This window comes from Microbacterium sp. ZW CA_36, assembly GCF_044987475.1.
Classification (GTDB): domain Bacteria; phylum Actinomycetota; class Actinomycetes; order Actinomycetales; family Microbacteriaceae; genus Microbacterium.
Genome location: NZ_JBJDRL010000017.1, coordinates 65,155 through 80,401, shown reverse-complemented (window position 1 = coordinate 80,401; position 15,247 = coordinate 65,155). Strand labels below are relative to the sequence as shown.

The following is a 15,247-nucleotide window of genomic DNA, read 5'->3' as shown; positions in this document are numbered from 1 at the left end:
GGGCCGCAGGGCGCAAGCGCGGCCGCAGAGCGCAAGCGCAGCCGCAGGGCGCAAGCGCGGCCGCAGCACGCAAGCGCAGCGGCAGAACGCAAGCGCGGCCGTAGCCGCCGCCGTCAGCGGAGCGGCGTCGTGGTGTCGATCGCGTCGCGCAGCGGCCGCCGCATCGGCGCCCAGTAGCGGGTCGGCATGACGCGCGCGAGCACGTCGACGAGCCGCGCCTCGCGCCCGATCATGGTGCGGGGGCGCCGGCGGATCGTCGCCTCGACGATGCGCGCCGCGGCATCCGCGGGTTCGGTGTGGTACATCGCGGCCTGGGCCGAGGCTGCGCGCTGGGCGACCGCGGGATCGATCGCCGCGGCATACCGGCCGTGCAGGATGATGCCGGTCTTCACCCCGGCCGGGTAGACCGCGCCGACGGTGATCGTGGAGCGCTCCAGTTCGTGCCGCAGCGACTCGGTAAACCCCCGCACTGCGAACTTGCTCATCGCGTACGGGATGCGCCCGGCGGGGGCGGCGAGTCCGTAGATCGACACCAGGTGCGTGATGTGGGCGGCCGGCTCGCGACGAAGCGCCGGCAGGAGCGCCTTGGTGACGTTGACCGTGCCCCAGAGGTTGACGTCCATCAGCCAGCGCATCTCGGCCATCGTCAGCTGATCGATGTCGCCCAGCATCGACGACCCGGCGCACGTCACGAGGGACTGTACGTGAGGATGGGATGCCTCGACCGCGGCGACGACGGCTGCCACTGCGTCGTCATCGGTGAGGTCGACGACGTGCGCCGTGTGGCCCGCGCCTTCGAGGCCCGCGGCGACGGCGGCGAGCCCGTCGGCGTTGCGGTCGAGCAGTGCGATGCGGGCACCGCGCGAGGCGAGCTGGCGAGCGACCTCGGCGCCCATCCCCGCGGCGCCGCCGGTGATGACGGTGGTGCGTCCGCGCACGTTCAGGGGTGGCGTCTTCGTCATCTGCTGCCTCTCGCTGCGCTCGTCGCCGTCGACGAGCCGTGCCTACGATTCTCGCTGACTCGCGACGACGCTTCGGACGCTAGCCTTCTGAGGGGAGGTGCGATGGGCAAGACCGCAGAGGCGATCGCCGAAGGGGTGTCCATCGCGTCCGCCGCAGCACGGCTGGCGATCCGCAACCGCATCCTGGTGGAGACGATCGCGCATGACGAGCAGTTCGACGTGGTGGCCTTCACCCCGTTCGCCCGCGAGACGCTGACGGCGTTGGCCGACGAGCAGGACGAGGCGGCGGCACTCGTGAGGCGCCAGCGCAAGAAGGCATGGGGCAAGTTCACCGATCCCGACGGCACGCACGACTACCGCGATCGCGACACCCGCAATCTCCGCCGGCGCGGCCGGCAGTACGCCGGGGTGGCGCAGGCGCTCCGGCGCATGGCCGACGACCCGCACGTCGTGCGGTCCCTCATCGAGCAGTCTCGTGATGCCGCGTGGGGCGACGTCGAGGCCAACCTCCAGCGTCGCCTGCGCGTCGAGGGCATGCGGCCCGATCTCGATCCGGACTACGACCGCATGCGCGCCGCCCGCATGCAGTCCATCCGTCTGGTCGACATCCCGCGTCTGGCCGCGCACAAGCGCCACCGCGACGAGGAAGACACAGATGCCGCGCCCGCCGCCGAGCCCGCCGCGGCGTCGCCGCGTGTCTCGGGCATCGACGTCAGCGAGCTCGACTCCTGACCATCCGTGCGGCGTAGGCGTACCCTCGAGCCGTGTCCGTCGACGTTCCACCGCATCCCATGCGCTTCCCGCCGGAGCACCCGTTGACCGGGCGCGTGCGCCGGCTGTGCATGGCGTACCCCGAGGCAGCCGAGGTGCTCGCCCACGGCCGTTCGACGTTCCGCGCCGGCAGACGTCAGTTCGCCATCGTAGGTGCCGCCCACGATGACACGGGTGCGGTGGAGTTCATCCCCGACGACGTCGAGCGTCCGGCGATGCTCGAGCGAGACGACGTCTTCGTGCCGCCTTACGAGGGTGCGTACGGCTGGCTCGCCATCCGTGTGGAGGCGGATGCCGGCGACTGGGAGCTGCTCGCGGAGCTCCTCGACACCTCGTACCGTCGTGTCGCCCTGCAGCGTCAGCTGCGCGCACTCGACGCCCAGGACCTGTGAAGAACGGTCCGGGAGTGCGTGAACACGCCCGGGAATCCGGCATCCTCCCGCCGATTCGCGCCGCAGGTGGCCGTGAGGTATTCTTGACGACGTTGTGCGCTGCTGCGAACGACATGCGCCCGTAGCTCAATGGATAGAGCATCTGACTACGGATCAGAAGGTTAGGGGTTCGAGTCCCTTCGGGCGCGCACTGTGTTGAGACAGTAATCATCGAAAACCCGCGGATTTCCGCGGGTTTTCGTGTATCTAGAGTACGTGTCGGCGTTTGAAGGGCACCACGGTGCCTACGCGAGTGCACACATGCGTATGGCGTGCTGTGGCGCGAGGACGGGCATAAAGCGTCCGCGCCATGCGTGGCCGTCTGATTGGGCTCGCGTGCGGGCTCGACCGCCTCCGGATCGCGCGGCCGACGTCAAAGATCCCTCCGTCTCCGCCATAGAGATCCCCGATCGAAGCCTCCTCGGTTTGACTCTGACAACGAACGCCCAGATTCGACCGCCATCCCATGCGACAGAGCTTGAGGGCTATTGGGATCTGAGTCGCGAGGGGAAGCAGGCTTGTACGATGACCAACAGAGATCGGGTGGTCCATCTCAGGAACGGGGGCATCCGATGGCACGGCGGCGGGATCTTGCGGAGGTCCTCGACACGGCATCCGCTCTCCTGGCGGAGGAGGGCCTGGACGGGTTGACCCTGCGGGCGATCGCCCGTCGCATGGACGCCCACTTGAACTCCGTCTCGTTCCAGGTCAAGACGAAGGGGCGACTGCTTGAGCTGCTCTCCGATCGGATGCTTGCCGATGTGCGGCTGGATGGGCTTCCCGCTGCTCCTCGCGCCCGTGCCTCCGAGATCGCGGCGCGATATCGGCGCGTGTTGCTCTCGCGGCGCGACGGGGCTCGGCTGATGGCGGGCACATCAGCGATCGAGCAGCACACCCTCGCGATCGGCGAGGCGCTGATCGGTGCGCTTCTCGATGGTGGTGCCGACCCCGTCACCGCCACGCGGACGTTCTGGTCCATGTCGTACCTCATCCTCGGGGCGGTGCAGGAGGAGCAGGGCGCGGATCCGTCCGCAGGCGAGCGATTGGAAGCCGCGTTGGCTGCCGGGTCGTTCCCCGTGCTGACGCGAGTGGAAGGATCCCTCGTCGACGACTCCTTCGACGCGCGGTTCACTTTCGCGATGGATGCGCTTCTCGACGCGGCTGGACTGTCCGTCGCTTGATCGGTCAGCGGGGCACGGCGATCACCACGTCAACCTCGATCAGGGCACCGGGGATGCCGAGAGCGGCGACACCGATCAGGGTGCTCGCTGGCACGGGCGAGGTCCCGTCACGAAGGTTGTCGAACACGACGGAGAGCATGCTCGGCTCCCAGTCGACGATGTAAAGCGTCTCTTTGACGATGGCCGACCGCTGGACGCCGAGGGAGGCCAGAAGTACGTCGATGTTCGCGGCCACTTGCCGGGTTTGAGCGCCGAGGTCATCGCCGACGAGTTCCAGGCTCGCGTTCCATGCGACCTGGCCCGAGCAGAATACGAGGTCGACGTCCTTCGGTGCGACGACCTGCGAGATGAGGTGCGGGATCGACGGAGCGCCGTCGGGGTCGATGCGGGTGATATTCATGTCTTCCTCGATTCGATGGATGGACGGTTCAGGTGGACGCGACGACGTCGAACGTGGGAGTCGTGCGGAAGGAGCGCACGGCGGCGATGATCTCCGCCTCGGTGGGGTATTCGGCGGCCCAGGCGACGTATCCATCCGGACGCACAAGGACCGTGGGTCCGTCGGAGTGCGACGCCGTGACGATGCCAACGGCCGCCGCATCCGCGGCCAGCGTCGCACCGATCTCGCTCGAGACGATCAAGAGTGCGGCGCCGGCGCGTGTCGCAGCATCCAACTCTTCGGTGATGATGCGGTGCCCCACGAGCGAATGCGCGCCGTCCTTCGCCGGATACGCGACCGCCAGGCCCGACAACCGCTGGGCGAGTAGGCGGGACAGCTGCGGGTCGGCGGCGATGAGTTCGTTCATCAGGCCGCGCAGTTCGCGGGCGTCAGGCAGGAAGGCCGCCAGCAGAACTGTCTGCGCCTGAGTGTCGCGCAAGAGGTCGGCGCCGACTGCGCGACGCTCGCTCGCGTAGTCGTCGAGGACCCTGTCATCTGCCCAGCCCGCCACAACGTCGGCGAGGCGCCAGCCCAGTGCATGCGCATCCTGGATGCCGACATTCATCCCCACGCCGCCGGCGGGAAAATGCATGTGCGCGGCATCACCCGCCAGCTGCACCCGACCGAGCCGATATCGTTCGGCCAGTCGTGCGGCATTGCCGAACCGGGAGATCCACTGCGGCGAGTGCATGGCGTAGTCCGAGCCCACGACGGCGACGACGCTCTCGCGAAACTCTTCGAACGTGAGATCGCGATCCATCGGTGCGCTTCGCGCCGGGTCGATCCCGACGATGCGATGGATGCCGCCTGCCATCGGCACGATCATCAGTTGTCCCGTCGGCCCCGAATGGGTAACCACACCCTGCGGGGGTGCGTCCAGGATGACGTCGCCCAGCATGCCGTAGAGCGTGGCCGAGGTGCCCGGGAATCCGATGCCTGCGGCCTTTCGCACCGTGCTGCGCGACCCATCGCAGCCGACGAGATAGGCGGTCTCGATGGCGTAGGAGTCATCCACGGTCTCGACGTGCACCGAGACGCCATCGACGCGGATGTCGATGGTGGCGACGCGATGTCCACGACGCAGGTCAACCCCGAGCGAGAGCGCGTGGTCCTCGAGCAGCTGCTCTGTGCGCGCCTGGGGCTGCAGGAGGGTGAAGGGGAATGCCGTGTCGAGAACCGAGAAGTCGAGCCGCTGCTCGAGTCCCCCGAAGTGCCCGGTGGGCACGCGCGGGCCGCCGGCGAGGACACGCTCGGCAAGTCCGCGCTGCGCGAAAATCTCGATCGTGCGGGGGTGGATGGTCAGTGCCTTCGAGTGCGGCGAGATCGACTCGCGTTGCTCGAGGACGATGACGGGAATGGCGCGCAGGCGTAGTTCGGCCGCGAGCCAGAGGCCCACGGGTCCCGCGCCCACGATGACGACAGGATGCATTGCTTACCGGCTTTCTTGATCGTTGACCAAGTCAGTTGGTCAGTGATCAAGATAGGCATCGGCGGGGCGTTTCAGAACATGCGCAATGGGATCGTTACATCCGGAAACCAGCCCGTCATGAACTGGAGGTCGCATCCTGTCGTCGCCCGGGGTGGTTAGCCCCTGCGGTGATGACCGCTCCCGGCGATTGAGGTGACCATGAGGAAAACCGCCGATGCGGCTCCGACACGACCTAGCCGGTGTGGGATCTCTGCATCGAAGTGAATTGAGTCGCCGGCGCCCAGTCGCTCAGTCGATCCGCCGATCTCGACATCGAGCACTCCGGACTCGACGTGCACCCACTCCTCACCGTTATGCACTTGAGGGTCGCCAGACACCGCCTCGGTCAAAGTCACGCGCATCGGCTGCAGGAGCGCGTGCGGCGAGTGGGAGCCGAGCATGTCGAACGAACGCTCCGCGCCCGCGAGCCGCTCGTCAGGCATGCGTCGACGCACGGTGACGCCTCGCGGGTCCGCCTCGTCAGCCTCCCCGACGAGCACGCCGAGGGGCACGTCGTAGGCGCGGGCCAATCGCATGAGCAGGGTCACGGCCGGCACGCGGTCACCCGACTCGATGCGGGAGAGGTGTGGTGCCGAAATGCCGCTCAGCCGCGACGCCGCGGCGAGCGATAGCCCTAGCATCAGGCGACGCGCGCGCACGGCTCGGGCAATAACCGTCTCGTCGCCGTCGAGCGTTTCGCGCGCCGCATCATCCGGAGGAGTCATGTTGCAACAATGTTAATGTTTGCCAAATGACATGGCAACGTGCCGATCGGCACGCTACGGTCGCCTCGTCAGCTGCCAGCTGGGCTGCTACGAAAGGACCCCTATGTCGACGATCCTGCTCATCCACGGCACCTGGCTCGGCGGCTGGGTGTGGGATCGCGTCGTCCCGCTGCTGCGGGAATCCGGCCATACGATCATCGCGCCCGACTTGCCGGGGCTTGCAGGCGATTCTGCGGCGGCGAGCGCGGGTATCGATCCGTCCGTCCATGCGGCCGCGATCGTGGACCTGCTCGAGCGGAGCGATTTGCAGGATGTCGTCCTCGTCGGACATAGCTACGGCGGCATCGTCGCGCGCGAGGCTGCGACGTCGACCCGCGTCGGCCGGATCATTTATCTCGACGCGTTCCTCCCTGAGGCGGGCGAATCGGCCTTCGACCTGATCCCATGGCTAGCGGACGCGTTCGTCCCCGTCGATGATGAGCGACCGTGGCTGATCGCCCCCCTGCCGCCCCAGGCGCTCGGGATCGAGGATGTGGACGACGTCGCGTGGCTCGCCGCGAACATGACCCCGATGCCGCTGGCCACTCATTCGACAGCCGCTGCTGCCGTCGCGCGGGTGGTTCCCTCGACCTACGTGTGGTGCGAGGTGCAGCCCCTCATGGTCGAGATGGCTGAGCGGGCACGCTCACGCGGCTATGACGTCGTGGGCATCCCGACCGCACATCTCCCGATGGTCACGCATCCCGAGCTGTTGGCCGCTGCGGTGGATGCCGCAGCGAAAGGCCGGAATCGATGACGACGTCGCCGCGCTGGAGGGGGCGCCTGGAGGGTATCTGGATTGCAGAGGTTGCCGGTGTGGAGATGCACGAGCTCGCCACCGCGACGGCGATTGCGGGCATCGGTCTCGAGGGGGACCGCTATGCCACCCGCCAAGGCCACTACTCTCACATGTGGCACGAGGATCGCCAGGTGACGATCATCGCCGACGAGGTGCTGCAGGCGATCGAGAACGAGCTCGACATCCGGCTGGAACGAAGCGAGACCCGTCGCAATCTCGTTACGACGGGCGTACCCCTCAATGATCTAGTGGGCGAGCGATTCACGATCGGGGAGGTGGAGCTCTACGGCGGGCGGCTGAACGTGCCTTGCCGCTACTTCGAGCGCCTCATCGATAAGCCGGTGTTCGAGCCGTTGATCGGTCGTGCAGGCCTGAACTGTCGGATCATCCGCGGCGGAACGCTCCGCGCGGGTGACGCTGTGCTTCCCGGCCCGGCAACGGCATGACCACACGACTCCTCATGGCCGCGCAGGTCACAGCGGTCCGCGACTTGTCACGACGGGTCCGCGCCATCCGCGTCGCCCCCATTCACCGGCGCGCGTTTCCGCTGGCCGCGGGCGGCGATCACGTGCACGTCCAGCACCCGACGGGAGTGCGGCGCGACTACTCCTTGGTGTCCTCTCGGGGCGGCGACTACGAGATCGCGGTGCAGCGCCAGGATGCCGGACGCGGCGGCTCGGCGCTGTTCCACGCCTCACAGCCGGGTGATCCGGTGTTCATCTCCTACCCCCAGCCGGGGATGTCGCTCGACGCGACGGCATCGCGTCACGTCTTCGTCGCGGGCGGCATCGGCGTGACCGCGATCATCGGCCTTCTCCACGACGTCTCACCCGCGCTGGACGGTGAGGTGCACTACGCCGTGAACCGCCGCGCCGACGCGGTACTGCTCGACCGCCTCGAGGCGAGCGGACTGGAGGTGCACCTGCATGTGTCCGCGGAGGGGACACGTCTCGACGTTTCGTCACTCGTCGCCGGACTCACCCCAGACACCGCGCTGTACCACTGCGGTCCTCCCTCCCTCATGGCCGCCCTCGACGCCGCCGGCCATCCACCCCAGCGAACGCGCTCGGAAGCGTTCGCTGTCACCGCCCGGCCCGGCGAGCGGCTCGGTGAACCCTTCACCGCGCGCCTGCTCGGCACCGGGAGGAGCGTGTCGGTCGCGGCCGACGAGACATTGCTGACCGCGCTCCTGCGCGACGGCATCCCAGTCGACTACTCCTGCGAGGGTGGGGTGTGTGGGTCATGCGTCATCGAAGCGCCATCCGGCGACCTCGACCATCGCGACCGATGTCTCAGCGACGCCGACCGCGGGCAGCGCCTGCTCGCAACGTGCGTCAGCCGAGGTCGAGACGACATCGCTCTGCTCATCTGACACCGCCATCTCATCTGGAACCAGCCGCCCTCATCCACTGCTGACCGACTCATCCGACACCCGTCTGCGAGGACCCATGACCATCGAACGCATACGTATCCCCAACCTGTTCGCCAACCCACTGATGCCGCACGCCGTCGTCCACGGCGGAGTGGCCTACCTCTCGGGCGTCCTGGGCACGGTCGATGGAGCCGGCGCCATCCCTGAAGACATCGAAGAGGAGATAGAGGCGTGCCTGCGCAACGTCATCACCGAGGCCGAGGGGGCCGGGTCCGCCGCTGGTCGCCTCCTGTCAGTCACCGTGTACCTTGCGGATCTCTCGCACGGGCCACTCATGAATTCTGTGTGGGACCGCGTGCTGCCGCGCGACGCGCGCCCCGCGCGGGCGACGATCGGGTCACTCCTGCCCGCCGGACTGCGTATCGAGATCACCGCCGTCGCAGCCGTGGGCTAGCGTCGAACGCGCGGTGGCGCTCGCGTCCGCCGTTGCCTTCGGCAGATCCATCGGAGCGGGACACCCTACGAGTCCGCGAGCGCACCGGCCGCGGGCCACGCTTCTCAGTTGCTCGCCGCTAACGCGAGGTGCGACGGAGCTGCCCGTTGCATTGCGCGACGATGCGGGTGAACTGGTTATACGTGCCGATAGCCGATTCCGAGCAGCGACGCCGCGGCCTGATAGTCGGGTGCGCGGTGACCTACCGACAGGGACCAGTGGTGACCGACGCCGGTCGCGGACCACTCGTCCACCCACTCACCGGGGTCGCGGCCGAAGTCGACGCGGCTGGTCGTGTTCCCGATCTCCAGGAGCGGGCCGTCCACGACTTCTCCTTCGGAGGTGATGAAGGTCAGGGAGCCGTCGGCGTCTTGGCCGAGTCCGAGCAGTGTGACCGGCCCGTGCTGCACGTCGAACTCGACGGAGACACCCCATCCGCGCTTGCCGTGGTAGACGCCGAGGCCGCGCAGCAAGGGATCGCGGCTGGAGACCGCCAGGTGGGCGGGTCCGTCGTGACCCATCTCGACGACGCTGTCTACGAAGTTCAGTGCCTGGATCTCGCAGAAGGAACCCCCGGCGCCGATGACCTGGGTAGCCAGTTGCGCCAGCGTGGTCCGCAGCTCGAACTCACCGGTTGCCGGGACGCCGCGTGCCGTGAGCAGCGAGGCACCGAGGATCATGCCGGCCCCGAGTCGCTCATGCTGTTCCCCGTCGAGGCCGCGGTGATAGTAGGCGAGCGTGTCCAACTCGAAGTCGTCGACCAGGCGATCCAGCGCAACGGACACTCGCGCACCCCACGCGAAGTCATCGTCAGCCACGGACTCGTCGATGGTGAAGAGCTCTCGCGCCAGAGCCATCCGTTCGGCGACCTCCCTCTCGGAGACCGTATCCGCACGCACCCTCAGATCGTCGAACTCCAGCACCTCGACGTGGGAGCCGAAGGTCGCAGGTAGGAGCGTCAGATCCGTCGACACATCCAGCATGCCCGGATAAAGGTGTCCCATCAGCCCGTGGCGCGCATGCCGCAATGCCGCTCGGACGTGGGCGGCGCTGATCCAGCGGGAGATGCGCTCCCACGCCGGTTCCTGCCGCAGGTATCCCGACACCGACCGGAATGGGATACCCGCTCGACGGAACACGTTCCCGACCTCCGGCACCGGGCACTGCCCGCAGTATGCGAGCCACGCACCGGTGTCGAAGCTCGCGTGATCCATTTTCTCGGTGGGCTGCAGGTCGATGACCAGGACGGGCGCATGCGATCGCTGGGCTATCGGCAGCACCATCGAGCTAGTGAGGTAGGTGGTCAGAAACAGCACGATGAGGTCGCAGTCCGCTTGGCGCAGTTTCTCGGCGGCAGCCGCGCCCTCGTGCGCGTCGGAGATGAATCCGACGTCGGTGACCTCGGCATCCATCTGCTGGAACCGCTGGGAGACGTAGGCCGCGGACTCTTGCAGCTGCGGCAAGAGGCCTGGAAATTGTGGCCAGTAAGTGCCCAGTCCGCCTGCGACGAGGCCGATGCGCGGCTTGCGACGGGTCCTCGGCTCTAACAGTGCGTTCACCAGTGTGGGCATCGTCGACCTTCAGATGGAGTTGATTGGGGTGGGTGTGAATCGATTCACACCCACCCCAATCCTATGGGCGAAGCATCCTGGCCCGCAACGTCGTCGCTACGGGACGATCTGGATATTGGATGCGTCAGTGACGTTCGTCACGTTCATCTGCTGCAAGGTTGTCGCCGTCGTCGTGCTACCCGGCATGCGAATCGCCTCAAACTTGACGTCCGTGATAGGTGCCCCGCTGACGCCAGTGATCCTCGCGGGCGTCGTGCCGGCGTCGCGCACCCGGATACGAGTGAGGTCGACATCAGTGACAGGCCCGATACCCTCGGCGGTCGCGCCGGTCCACAGTGCCATCCATGTTCGGTTGCCATCACCGCAGGCGCTGTGTTGCACACGCTCGATGTCGATGTCCTCGAATTGAATGCTGACTGCGCCCGCCGCGCCGTACTTATGGTGGATCCCGACACCTACGGAGGCATCGTAGATCGTGGCGTTGCGGAAGGTCACATTGAGCTGCTGCTGGAACACGCCCTGACCGACCTTCAACCCGTAACAGTGGGTCCAGCTCACCAGATCGTCGAAGGTGACGTTCTCGAGCGGGCGAGGCGAACCGGGAACGTTCTTGAACAGGTCGATGTGGTTGGCCCACGTCTTGGTGCTGAACGGGTCGTCCAGGCCGATGCCCATCGCATTGGTCACGGTGACGTTGGTGGACTCCATCACGTCGATCCCGTCGTTCTCGCCCATGTCGAATCTGTTGAACATCTTGATGTTACGGAAGGTCATGTTGCTCGAGCGGGTGGGCATGATGGCCCAGCTGCTGGACTCCCGAAAAGTGATCCCGTCCACCGTGAACTGGTCGGTATAGATCGGCACCAGCAGGTTCACACCGAGGTTGCCCGGCTGCAGCGAGGCCATCCCGTTCCCGTCGATGATCCCGCGACCGGTGATGGAGATGTTGGTCGTGGAGTACCTCGTCGACAGGAACCACGTCACGTCCCGGTTCTGTGACAGCTTCTTCCAATGCACGTCGTAGTGGGCGCGGTCGCCGGTGTATTTGAGGACCGCCCCAGGGGCGAGGTAGAGGCGCAGATTCGACCGGAGGTACAGCGTCCCAAGAGTCCACACCCCGGCCGGCACGTAGACGGTACCCTGACTGGCGTTGGCTGACCCCCACGCCGCAGCGTCGTTGAGGGCGTTCTGGAAGGCGGATGTGGAGTACTGGGCACCGGGGGAGGCGGAGTAAGGCGCCGCCGTGACATTGAAGATCCCCGTGCCGCTGGACGCCGGCCGGCCCGTTTCGAGCGGGTCGATGGCGATAACCAGGTCGGGGCGACCATCGATCTTCACGATGAGGTGCTCGTCTTTGGTGACCGTGAAGTTCAGCGTCGGCCCCGAGACCGAACCAGTCAGGCCGAGCTTGAGGGGGCTGATGGAGTAGGAGCCGATGTTGGTGTTGTTGACCTTGCGGATAGAGATGGCCGCTTCTCCGGCGCCCATCGCGAACTGGGCGATGTCGTACCCGGCGTAATCCTGCACCGGAACGTTCTGCCCGTTGACGGTGAGGGCGAAGTCTGGAGAGGCGGGGTACGTCGACTGCAGTGGGTAGATGTCCAGTGGTGCGGGCGCCGCGAGCGCCGCCGGGGCGGGCAGGGCGACGAGCAATGCCGCCGCGAGTACGCCCACCACAGCCGTGGACAGCCGGATCAGTGGCCTCATTGTCACTTCCTTCTTGGACCGCGATTCGACGGCGCAAGGCGTGGGTCCTCAACATCGAGCCCGTTTGTGAATCGATTCACAACTCTGTGAGCCTACAGGGGAGGCTCATGGCGGGTCAACAACTGCTTCGCGCAAGAGCAGGTCGTGCAATATCGGGCACACGAACGGGAGGCGCCGGAACGAATCTCGTCCGGCGCCTCCCGATCCCCGGCCTGGTCAGTTGGTCTGTCGCACTCGGACGTTGTCGAAATCCACTGCCGCACGCCCGGTGATCAGTTGCACAAATCCCGCTGCCGTGACCGGGTTGGGGTCGGTGACAGTGGCGCGCGGTGCGGCTTCTTCGCCGACGAACACCCGCAATGTCGCCCCGTCCGCCTCCACTCGTAGGCGGGTGCCACCGCTCAGCGGCGTCCCGGTCCCGCTGGAGATGACGCCCTGGCCGGCGCGGAAGATGTCCACCGACCCGTTCTGACGCACATAGACCAGGTAACCGCTGGTGGTATACGCGTCGCCGGGAGTCGTGGTGCGCAGCTGGACGCCCGCGAACGCGGTCGAGGTGGCGGTGCTCCGGAAGGTGAGGTCCACCTCCACGGACCCGTTCGCGACCCGCAGCCCGTCCACGACCGAACGCCACCCGGTTCGAGTTGTGTCGCTCTGCCGGAACACACCCTCGGTGGCAGACCACACGCCGTCCACGTTGGTCCACGCTGACTCTGTCGCCGCCGGCGACGAGAAGGTGTCCGTGAACACGGTGCCGTCGGCGGCGGGAACGATAGTCAACAGCACTTCGTCTTGTTCGACTGTCCCGGACGTCAGTTCGCTGCGGATGGCGAGCGCGCAGTCTCCGGGCAGGAACGTCTCCCGGATGGTCACTGTCACCTCACTGGCACCTGTGACAGAAGCAGGCGCTACCAGGCACGGTCCGTCTACGGTGAATGCGCCGACGCGATTGCCTGACAGGGTGAGGACGAGCTCGCTACCCGCGGTCGCGGACTCCGAGGCGGGCGTCACGATGACTCGGTCCTTTCCGACGTCGGACTGGGCGGCCGCGCGCACGACACGGGACTTGTCCTTCGACGTCAGGCGTCCCTGCGTCGCGAGAGGATCGAGCACCTGGGTGACGTGGGCGACGAAGTCGCCGTGGCTCGCCCACTGCTCCTCGACTCGGAGCAGGTCATTGATGGTGCATCCGTTGCCGTCGTCGATGTTGGCCACGCCCGTGTCTGTCGTCCCGATGAGCACGGTGGCAGCCGGGTTCGAGGCCGGGCACCGGTCGTCGGCAACCCGCAGGGAGTAGTCCAGCGTGTCCGTGGCGTTGATGTCGAGCACGTGCAGGGTCCGCTCTCCGCCCGCAACAGGGAAGGAGGTGGGGCGGATGGTCGCCGAGTCGCCGCCGTTCCACGTGATCTCGAGGCTTCGACCGTCGCGATGGAGGATGAGGCCCTGCGCATCTTCGGGGGAAGGGGCAGCGCTCCCGAGGGCGAGCGGTGTGCCGTCGTCCCAGAGGAGTTCATCGTCCGCGCCGACGATGAGGGGGATGCGCTCGAAGAACGCCCCAGTCGTCGCCACCGAGACTCCCAGCTCCTCACCCAAAGTGACCTTCTTCGTGACGGTGCCATCCGAAGGTGCGTAGCTCACCTCGAGCGTGTCGGTTGCGCTGACATCGGCGGGATCAGCCACCGCTCCGGCAAGCGAGTAGCTGGGCACCGGCTGGTCGTACGCGTCCATTCGGAAGACCCCGCCGACCACGCGCCCCGTGCCCCACGACAACTCCGCGCTTGCCGGTCGTGTGCGAGGCGCTCCGACCGCCGGCGCGTTCTGGCTCTGAATCACGACGCCCATCTGTGGGTCGTAGAGATAGTTGAGGCCAAACCGCTGGTTGTCCCAGAAGCCGTACTGGGTGTTCACATGCTTCCCGAACGACAGGGCCGTGACGTACTGGTCTCGCTTGGCGAACACGAACTCCTGGCCGAGAAGCGAGTCTGCACGGTACTCCGTGTATTCGCCTGCGGCGAAGGGGTGCAGGGTGTCAATCGCGGCCAACCGCTCAGCCGCTGAGGGGTAATGCTCCTCCCCGAGGATGACATCTCGCACCAGTGCTGGATCCATGTACGACCACGCAGCGGCAATCCTCGGGGCGACGGTGGTCTCCCACGTTCCCGCCGCGAAGGCGGCCCGTTCTTCAGCGACGTCCTCGGCGGTGCGACCATAGGCGTTCGCCTGCGGCACGATGGCCGACCAGAGGTGGTTTGCGCCGATGGGGATCTGGTCGGCGTAGTTCCAGCCGCGGTGACGGGAGTCGGTGGCGGTATTGATGAAGAAGCCATCGAGTTCCTGGTCGTAGAGGAGGTGGTACTGCGCCCAGTCCATGTAGGCGGTCTGCATCTCGTCGATGACTCCACGGGTGGCGTCATCGCCCCAACCGGCGAGGTCTTCGGATTCGACCTCCAGGCTGTAGCGGTGGGCGACCGTTCCGTCCCGGTAGAAGCCTGCTTCGCTCTGCGACACTGTGCGGTGTTCGGCGAGGCGCTCCTCGAACCGTGCTCGCAGTGCCGGGTCGTCGAAACGCTCGAGCAGGTTCGAGATTCCGACCAGCCCGCTGGCGACCTGATTGGCGAACTGGTCGCCGTGCGGACCCCACACCTCGGCGTCTTCGAGGAACCACCATGCCGCCCGCTCCAGGGACCCGGTGAGCGTCTCCGGCAGCAGAGGGTCGATGGTGGCATCGTGTTCGAGCAGGTCGAGAAGCTCCGCGTAGAGTTCGAGGGCGAACCCGGTGGCCGCTCGCGAATTCACGTCGCCACCGCCCTGGGGGAAGGAGCCGTCAGAGTTCTGCCGGGTGAGCAGGAACTGCACGGCTGCGTTGAACCGCAGCCCGAGTGCCTCGTCGTGGAAGTACGGATTCCACGGTGTGTCGGTGGTGTAGAAGTAGCCCAGGGTGAGCACGTTCTCCATCACGCGCGCGTCGTTCGGGCCTTGCCCGGCTCGCCAGCATCCGCATGTGATGAAACCGTAGTTGGTGGCGGAGTCGTCGTGGACCGAGTTGGCCAGTCGTGCCACGTTTCCGAGATAGGGAGCAACGTCCTGCTCCACTCCGTCGAACGACGCCAGTTCAATCGTGTGGCCCTGAACAGACGCGACCTCCGGCAGCGGACCCGACACCGGCCACGCGAGCGTCGATTGCGGGACAGATTGGCTGGCGAACACCGTCGCAGGCAGTGGTGTAACCGCGAGAGCGGCGACGACTGCGGCCGCGACAACTCGACCGGCACGCGGGAGGAACGACATG

At 66.8% G+C, this 15,247-nt stretch carries 14 protein-coding genes and 1 tRNA gene; 8 read left to right on the top strand and 7 right to left on the bottom strand.

The features are described from left to right. Positions 1-113: 113 nt before the first annotated feature. Entirely contained in the window at positions 114-962 is an 849-nt protein-coding gene (locus ACI3KX_RS09790; protein ID WP_363354587.1) for an SDR family oxidoreductase, read from the bottom strand. Between the two features lie 102 nt (positions 963-1,064). Between ACI3KX_RS09790 and ACI3KX_RS09785 the strand changes: the two genes are divergently transcribed. The 4 genes from ACI3KX_RS09785 (at position 1,065) to ACI3KX_RS09770 (ending at position 3,345) form a co-directional block, all read left to right on the top strand. Then, the gene (locus tag ACI3KX_RS09785) at positions 1,065-1,694 is read left to right on the top strand and encodes an asparagine synthase (protein WP_363354585.1); all 630 of its coding nucleotides are present in this window, start codon (positions 1,065-1,067) and stop codon (positions 1,692-1,694) included. 32 nt (positions 1,695-1,726) lie between these two features. After that, complete coding sequence (locus ACI3KX_RS09780) at positions 1,727-2,125, top strand: MmcQ/YjbR family DNA-binding protein (protein ID WP_363354583.1); 399 nt, start codon at positions 1,727-1,729, stop codon at positions 2,123-2,125. 115 nt (positions 2,126-2,240) lie between these two features. Beyond that, a tRNA-Arg gene (locus ACI3KX_RS09775) sits at positions 2,241-2,313 on the top strand. A 423-nt stretch (positions 2,314-2,736) separates the two neighbouring features. Next, entirely contained in the window at positions 2,737-3,345 is a 609-nt protein-coding gene (locus ACI3KX_RS09770; protein WP_363354581.1) for a TetR/AcrR family transcriptional regulator C-terminal domain-containing protein, read from the top strand. 4 nt (positions 3,346-3,349) lie between these two features. Here ACI3KX_RS09770 and ACI3KX_RS09765 read toward each other — a convergent pair whose 3' ends face one another. The 3 genes from ACI3KX_RS09765 to ACI3KX_RS09755 form a co-directional block, all read right to left on the bottom strand. Continuing rightward, positions 3,350-3,745, bottom strand: coding sequence for a RidA family protein (locus ACI3KX_RS09765; RefSeq protein ID WP_363354579.1), 396 nt, complete (start codon positions 3,743-3,745; stop codon positions 3,350-3,352). 28 nt (positions 3,746-3,773) lie between these two features. Further along, entirely contained in the window at positions 3,774-5,213 is a 1,440-nt protein-coding gene (locus ACI3KX_RS09760; RefSeq protein ID WP_363354577.1) for an FAD-dependent monooxygenase, read from the bottom strand. A gap of 155 nt (positions 5,214-5,368) precedes the next feature. Beyond that, a complete protein-coding gene (locus tag ACI3KX_RS09755; protein ID WP_363354575.1) occupies positions 5,369-5,977 on the bottom strand; it encodes an XRE family transcriptional regulator in 609 nt (202 codons plus the stop codon). Positions 5,978-6,080: 103 nt separating this feature from the next. Between ACI3KX_RS09755 and ACI3KX_RS09750 the strand changes: the two genes are divergently transcribed. From ACI3KX_RS09750 to ACI3KX_RS09735, 4 genes are all read left to right on the top strand, one after another. After that, entirely contained in the window at positions 6,081-6,773 is a 693-nt protein-coding gene (locus ACI3KX_RS09750; RefSeq protein WP_404909555.1) for an alpha/beta fold hydrolase, read from the top strand. Further along, positions 6,770-7,261 (top strand): MOSC domain-containing protein, encoded by a 492-nt coding sequence (locus tag ACI3KX_RS09745; protein ID WP_363354571.1) that lies wholly within the window; start codon positions 6,770-6,772, stop codon positions 7,259-7,261. The genes ACI3KX_RS09750 and ACI3KX_RS09745 overlap by 4 nt, the downstream gene beginning before the upstream one ends. Beyond that, a complete protein-coding gene (locus ACI3KX_RS09740; RefSeq protein WP_404909554.1) occupies positions 7,258-8,187 on the top strand; it encodes a PDR/VanB family oxidoreductase in 930 nt (309 codons plus the stop codon). Before ACI3KX_RS09745 ends, ACI3KX_RS09740 begins: the two co-directional genes overlap by 4 nt. A gap of 76 nt (positions 8,188-8,263) precedes the next feature. After that, the gene (locus ACI3KX_RS09735; protein WP_363354567.1) at positions 8,264-8,641 is read left to right on the top strand and encodes a Rid family hydrolase; all 378 of its coding nucleotides are present in this window, start codon (positions 8,264-8,266) and stop codon (positions 8,639-8,641) included. A gap of 176 nt (positions 8,642-8,817) precedes the next feature. On the opposite strand, the gene ACI3KX_RS09730 is transcribed toward ACI3KX_RS09735, so the two are convergent. The 3 genes from ACI3KX_RS09730 to ACI3KX_RS09720 all read right to left on the bottom strand — a co-directional run bounded on the left by ACI3KX_RS09730 (position 8,818) and on the right by ACI3KX_RS09720 (position 15,246). Next, on the bottom strand, positions 8,818-10,239 hold the full coding sequence (locus ACI3KX_RS09730) for an arabinose isomerase (RefSeq protein ID WP_404909553.1): 1,422 nt from the start codon (positions 10,237-10,239) through the stop codon (positions 8,818-8,820). A gap of 108 nt (positions 10,240-10,347) precedes the next feature. Then, complete coding sequence (locus ACI3KX_RS09725; RefSeq protein ID WP_404909552.1) at positions 10,348-11,958, bottom strand: glycosyl hydrolase family 28 protein; 1,611 nt, start codon at positions 11,956-11,958, stop codon at positions 10,348-10,350. 216 nt (positions 11,959-12,174) lie between these two features. Continuing rightward, a complete protein-coding gene (locus ACI3KX_RS09720; RefSeq protein ID WP_404909551.1) occupies positions 12,175-15,246 on the bottom strand; it encodes a hypothetical protein in 3,072 nt (1,023 codons plus the stop codon). Between the last annotated feature and the right edge of the window lies 1 nt (position 15,247).

Bases quoted from the DNA above. Each gene is read 5' to 3' on its own strand.
- ACI3KX_RS09790 (WP_363354587.1), bottom strand. From the start codon at position 962: ATGACGAAGACGCCACCCCTGAACGTGCGCGGACGCACCACCGTCATC.
- ACI3KX_RS09785 (WP_363354585.1), top strand. From the start codon at position 1,065: ATGGGCAAGACCGCAGAGGCGATCGCCGAAGGGGTGTCCATCGCGTCC.
- ACI3KX_RS09770 (WP_363354581.1), top strand. From the start codon at position 2,737: ATGGCACGGCGGCGGGATCTTGCGGAGGTCCTCGACACGGCATCCGCT.
- ACI3KX_RS09765 (WP_363354579.1), bottom strand. From the start codon at position 3,745: ATGAATATCACCCGCATCGACCCCGACGGCGCTCCGTCGATCCCGCAC.
- ACI3KX_RS09760 (WP_363354577.1), bottom strand. From the start codon at position 5,213: ATGCATCCTGTCGTCATCGTGGGCGCGGGACCCGTGGGCCTCTGGCTC.
- ACI3KX_RS09755 (WP_363354575.1), bottom strand. From the start codon at position 5,977: ATGACTCCTCCGGATGATGCGGCGCGCGAAACGCTCGACGGCGACGAG.
- ACI3KX_RS09750 (WP_404909555.1), top strand. From the start codon at position 6,081: ATGTCGACGATCCTGCTCATCCACGGCACCTGGCTCGGCGGCTGGGTG.
- ACI3KX_RS09745 (WP_363354571.1), top strand. From the start codon at position 6,770: ATGACGACGTCGCCGCGCTGGAGGGGGCGCCTGGAGGGTATCTGGATT.
- ACI3KX_RS09740 (WP_404909554.1), top strand. From the start codon at position 7,258: ATGACCACACGACTCCTCATGGCCGCGCAGGTCACAGCGGTCCGCGAC.
- ACI3KX_RS09735 (WP_363354567.1), top strand. From the start codon at position 8,264: ATGACCATCGAACGCATACGTATCCCCAACCTGTTCGCCAACCCACTG.
- ACI3KX_RS09725 (WP_404909552.1), bottom strand. From the start codon at position 11,958: ATGAGGCCACTGATCCGGCTGTCCACGGCTGTGGTGGGCGTACTCGCG.
- ACI3KX_RS09720 (WP_404909551.1), bottom strand. From the start codon at position 15,246: ATGTCGTTCCTCCCGCGTGCCGGTCGAGTTGTCGCGGCCGCAGTCGTC.